Below are 3836 nucleotides of genomic sequence, written 5' to 3'. Positions count from 1 at the left end.
CGGTACGGCCCGTCCTCGCGCGGCCCGGACGCCGCCGCGTGCGTCCGGGCCCGAAACCCGGGCCGAAGTCCCGGTCCGGCGAGATCGACTCGAAAAGACGGTCGATCCACCGCAGAATGTGGTGAACCGGACTTCGGGCCGAGCCGCGGGAGGAGGTCGTCATGCGCTCCACACGTCGCCGGACCGGCGCGCTGCTGGCGGCCGCCATAGCGCTGGCCGGGCTCGCCACCCCGGTGGGGATATCCCTGGCGGGCCGGGCGGACGGCGGGGCCTCCACCCCCGCGGCCCCGGAACCCGCCGGATCCGAATGCCGTACCTCGATAAGCGGCTCGCGGGTCGTCGCCTACTGCCACAACCCGTATCCCTCCGCCGACCGCGTGCAACTGCACACCGAATGCCGCCAGTGGTGGGACGTGGACGCCGACAGCACCCCGGTCGACGTGGACCCGGGGCAGACCGTACGGCTCGACGACCGCTGCTGGAAGCAGATCGCCTCCGCCTGGATCACGCACCGAATACAGGACGCGCGGAACGAGCGGAACGCGCGGGCGGCGCCCTAGGGTTTGTCCGCCGGACAGCTCAGCGCATGGCTCGCGGCCTCGGCCGCCGCCGCCTCGCCGTCCCCCACCCGGATCGCCTCGACCAGCCGGCCGTGGTCCATGTGGTTCTCCGGCCGCAGCTCGTGCCCGATGTCGTCCCTGAGATAGTCGCGCAGCAGATCCCCCAGGTCGGCGTACAGGGCGGTCAGCACGTCGTTGTGCGAGGCGGCGACCACCGCCAGATGCAGCGTCGCGTCCGCCGCGACGAAGGCCTCGGCGTCACCCGCTTCCCACGCCACTTCCCGGCGCTCCATGAGTGCGTCCAGCTGCTTCAGATCCCGCTCCGTGCGCCGCGCCGCGGCCAGCCGGGCCGCCGACGACTCCAGCGTGGAGCGGAGCTCGGCGACATGGCGCGGATCGGCGGAGGCGAAACGGCGGTGCATCACCCCGGCCAGCTCGCTGGTGGCGACGACATAGGTGCCCGATCCCTGCCGGATGTCCAGCAGCCCGTTGTGCGCGAGGGCGCGCACGGCCTCCCGGACGGTGTTACGGGCCACCCCCAGCTGCTCCACCAGCTCGGGCTCGGTGGGAATGCGTGAGCCCACGGGCCACTCGCCCGAGGTGATCTGATTCCTGAGCTGGGCAATCACCTGGTCGGCGAGTGCCGAACGCCGCGGAGACGTCAGCGCCATGGTGCTCCTTGATCGGGATTCCGGTGTGATGCGTGGTGCCGGAGTGGGGCGGGGGGTCGGAGTGGGCGACGGGAGTCGCGGTGCCCGGAGCGAATGTTCTCAGAGCGTGTCCCGGCCGGCCGACTCCCGGCCGTCCTCCGGCCGACTGGACAATCAATCATCCCATGATTCTATGATGGGTCTCATGCCCGATGACGAAACCACCACCCTGAGCCCCGCCGCCGCGGTGGAAGGCTCCGCGAGAACCACGGCCGCGCAGCCTCCGAAGGGCGCACCGGCCGCCGACGGCACCTCCCCCTGGGCGCTCCGGCTGGTCGCCGTCGGGCTGGTCCTGACCGCCCTGAACCTCCGTCCCGCCATCACCAGCCTCGGCGCCCTCCTCGAGGAGGTGCGCGACGGACTGCATATGAGCGGCAGCGTCGCCGGTGTCCTCACCTCCGTACCGCCGCTCTGCTTCGCGATCTTCGGGATCATGGCGCCGCGCCTCGCCCGCCGCTTCGGCCCGGGCGCGGTGGTCTGCGCCGGGATGATCGCCATCACCGCCGGCCTGGTGATCCGGCCGCTCGTCGGCGGAACGGCCGGCTTCCTCGCCGCGAGCGCCCTGGCCCTCATGGGCATAGCCGTCAGCAACGTCCTGATGCCCGTCATCGTCAAGCGCTGGTTCCCCGACCGGGTCGGCACCATGACCGGGCTCTACTCCATGGCCCTGGCCCTCGGCACCTCGCTCGCCGCCGCGGTGACCGTGCCCATGACCAGTGCGATGGGCGGCGGCTGGCGTCTGGGACTCGGCGTCTGGGCCGCGCTCTCCGCCCTCGCGATCCTGCCCTGGATCCCGCTGGTACGGGACCGGCGCGCCGCCACGGCCCCGCGGTCCGGCCACCCCGCGACCGCCCAGGCCGCTCCGGAACTCCGGATCACCCGCAGCCGTACCGCCTGGAGCCTCGCCTGCTTCTTCGGCCTGCAGGCCACCGCCGCGTACATCACGATGGGGTGGATGCCGCAGATCTTCCGCGACGCCGGGGTCTCGGCCGGTACCGCCGGTGTGCTGCTCGCCGTCACCATGGCGATGGGCGTGCCGCTCGCCTTCGTCATTCCCAGGGTCGCGAGCAGGATGCGCAACCAGGGCCCGATCGTCCTCTTCCTCGGGAGCTGCGGCCTGATCGGCTACGCGGGCCTCTTCCTCGCACCGGCCGGCGGCGCCTGGGCCTGGGCGGTGCTCCTCGGCATCTCGAACTGCTCCTTCCCGCTCGCCCTGACCATGATCGGCATGCGGTCGCGCACCGGCGCGGGCGTGGTCCGGCTGTCCGCGTTCGCCCAGTCCGTCGGCTACTTGATCTCCATCCCCGGGCCGCTGCTGATCGGCGTGCTCTACCAGCACAGTGGCGGCTGGGAGCTGCCCATCGCCCTGATGGCGGGCCTCATGGTGCCGCAGATGGCGGTCGGATTCCTGGCCGGGCGGGACCGGACGATCGAGGACGAATGCTGAGATGCGAGACTGGGGCCATGTCTCCTGTGCTCGACCCGAACCCCCAGAACGGCCAGAAGAAGCTTCTCGCCGTGCTCGGCGCGATGCTGCTGGTCACCGTGATCGTCGCGGTGATCGCCTCGATCGCCTCCCCCTGACACCCCCCGGGCCATGGCGAGGGTGGGGTTAACCCCACCGTCCCCTAGGGGGCTGAGGTGGGGGTCAAGTGGGTGGAACGCCGGATGGGCCCGAGGCCCTCCGGTCCGTAGGTTTTCGGTATCGGAACCGATGACTCACGGAGGCGGACATGCCGGCCCCAATCCCCACCCGGACCACCCACCCGGACACGGGCAGCGTCGAGGTGCGGCTGCCGTGGTGGGGCGTCGCGCTGCCCGCTCTCGCCTTCGCCGTGCTGTTGCTGCTGATCGTGAGCCCCGACGAGGCGCGCGCCGCGACCGCCGCCCCGGCGGTCAGCCGGGTCCTGGAGCACCTTCTGGCCCTGGTGACCGGCTGATCCCGTGCACCGCACACCAGCACGTCAACCCCCTGCGCCGGACGGCACGTTTCGTGCGAAGCTGAGGTGTATGAGCGTCGACACACCTCGCAGGATCGTTCTTCTCAGGCACGCGAAGGCGGAATGGTCGCAGGACTCCGACCATGAGAGGCCGCTCGCGGAGCGCGGCCGCAAGGATGCCCCCGTCGCGGGCCGCAAGCTCGCCGGTGCCGGGATCGATGTCGATCTCGCCCTCTGTTCCACCGCCGCCCGGACGCGGGAGACCTGGAAGCTGGCCGTCCACGAGATGCCGCGCCGCCCCAGGACCGTGTACGAGGAGCGGCTGTACGAGGCCTCCCTCGGCGAGCTCATCGCCCTGGTGAACGAGACTTCCGACGACGTGCGCGACCTCCTGGTCATCGGCCACAACCCCGGCATGCACGCGCTCGCCGACGCCCTGGCCGGGGAGGTCGAGGGCGGCGCCCTGGCCCGGATGAACCGGAGCGGTTTCCCCACCGCCGCCTTCGCCGTCGTCGAGTTCAACGGCTCCTGGAAGGGCGTCGAGCACGGCGTCGGCAGGCTCGTCGAGTACTGGACGCCCAACGACTGACCCCGCCCGCCGCACGCGACAGGGCCCCCGCAACCGC

6 protein-coding genes are annotated in these 3836 nt (G+C 71.8%); 5 read left to right on the top strand and 1 reads right to left on the bottom strand.

Annotated features, from left to right (window positions below):
- The first annotated feature begins 161 nt into the window (after nt 1–161).
- Nucleotides 162–560: a hypothetical protein gene (locus tag ACFCV8_RS35665; protein WP_376689709.1), complete on the top strand. Its 399-nt coding sequence runs from the start codon at nt 162–164 to the stop codon at nt 558–560.
- Here ACFCV8_RS35665 and ACFCV8_RS35660 read toward each other — a convergent pair.
- Nucleotides 557–1231, bottom strand: coding sequence for a FadR/GntR family transcriptional regulator (locus ACFCV8_RS35660; RefSeq protein WP_376689708.1), 675 nt, complete (start codon nt 1229–1231; stop codon nt 557–559). The two genes, ACFCV8_RS35665 and ACFCV8_RS35660, sit on opposite strands and share 4 nt — an antisense overlap.
- 184 nt (nt 1232–1415) lie before the next feature.
- Here ACFCV8_RS35660 and ACFCV8_RS35655 point away from each other — a divergent pair, with 184 nt between their 5' ends.
- The 4 genes from ACFCV8_RS35655 to ACFCV8_RS35640 all read left to right on the top strand — a co-directional run bounded on the left by ACFCV8_RS35655 (nt 1416) and on the right by ACFCV8_RS35640 (nt 3799).
- Entirely contained in the window at nt 1416–2717 is a 1302-nt protein-coding gene (locus ACFCV8_RS35655) for a CynX/NimT family MFS transporter (protein ID WP_376689707.1), read from the top strand.
- Between the two features lie 26 nt (nt 2718–2743).
- Nucleotides 2744–2854, top strand: a complete 111-nt coding sequence (locus tag ACFCV8_RS35650) for an SGM_5486 family transporter-associated protein (RefSeq protein WP_376689711.1) — start codon at nt 2744–2746, stop codon at nt 2852–2854.
- 149 nt (nt 2855–3003) lie between these two features.
- Nucleotides 3004–3210: a hypothetical protein gene (locus tag ACFCV8_RS35645; RefSeq protein ID WP_376689705.1), complete on the top strand. Its 207-nt coding sequence runs from the start codon at nt 3004–3006 to the stop codon at nt 3208–3210.
- Nucleotides 3211–3280: 70 nt separating this feature from the next.
- Nucleotides 3281–3799: a histidine phosphatase family protein gene (locus tag ACFCV8_RS35640; RefSeq protein WP_376689704.1), complete on the top strand. Its 519-nt coding sequence runs from the start codon at nt 3281–3283 to the stop codon at nt 3797–3799.
- Nucleotides 3800–3836 lie beyond the last annotated feature (37 nt).

This window comes from Streptomyces sp. NPDC056347, from assembly GCF_042262625.1.
Taxonomy (GTDB): Bacteria; Actinomycetota; Actinomycetes; order Streptomycetales; family Streptomycetaceae; genus Streptomyces.
The sequence above is the reverse complement of the archived record's forward strand: the minus strand, read 5'-3'. Positions and strand labels throughout refer to the sequence as shown.

Bases quoted from the DNA above. Each gene is read 5' to 3' on its own strand.
- ACFCV8_RS35655 (WP_376689707.1), top strand. From the start codon at position 1,416: ATGCCCGATGACGAAACCACCACCCTGAGCCCCGCCGCCGCGGTGGAA.
- ACFCV8_RS35660 (WP_376689708.1), bottom strand. From the start codon at position 1,231: ATGGCGCTGACGTCTCCGCGGCGTTCGGCACTCGCCGACCAGGTGATT.
- ACFCV8_RS35665 (WP_376689709.1), top strand. From the start codon at position 162: ATGCGCTCCACACGTCGCCGGACCGGCGCGCTGCTGGCGGCCGCCATA.
- ACFCV8_RS35640 (WP_376689704.1), top strand. From the start codon at position 3,281: ATGAGCGTCGACACACCTCGCAGGATCGTTCTTCTCAGGCACGCGAAG.
- ACFCV8_RS35645 (WP_376689705.1), top strand. From the start codon at position 3,004: ATGCCGGCCCCAATCCCCACCCGGACCACCCACCCGGACACGGGCAGC.